Genomic DNA, 236 nt, shown 5'->3' with positions numbered 1-236 from the left:
AGGTCATCAAAGAACTGCCCGAGCCATTCGGGTACGACTTGGAAGCCACTGTTACAGGATTCGGGATGCTTGAATTAGTTGCCGCGTTTATCTGCCTCACCACCCTCCTCACCTACGTCAACTACCGCTTCATCGGCCTGCCACCCGCCATTGGCGTGATGGTCACCGCGTTATTGTTCTCCCTGATGCTGCAGGGCCTGAGCCTGATCGGCTTCCCTGGCCTGGAAGAACGCGTC

At 57.2% G+C, this 236-nt stretch carries 1 pseudogene; it reads left to right on the top strand.

Going from position 1 to position 236, the window contains the following annotated elements:
• Nucleotides 1-65 precede the first annotated feature (65 nt).
• Nucleotides 66-236, top strand: a pseudogene (locus tag SB725_RS33850) (sodium:proton antiporter); the annotation flags it as partial.

The sequence above is a fragment of the Pseudomonas sp. SIMBA_041 genome (assembly GCF_046535095.1).
In the GTDB taxonomy this organism is placed as follows: domain Bacteria; phylum Pseudomonadota; class Gammaproteobacteria; order Pseudomonadales; family Pseudomonadaceae; genus Aquipseudomonas; species Aquipseudomonas mucoides.
The sequence above is the reverse complement of the archived record's forward strand: the minus strand, read 5'-3'. Positions and strand labels throughout refer to the sequence as shown.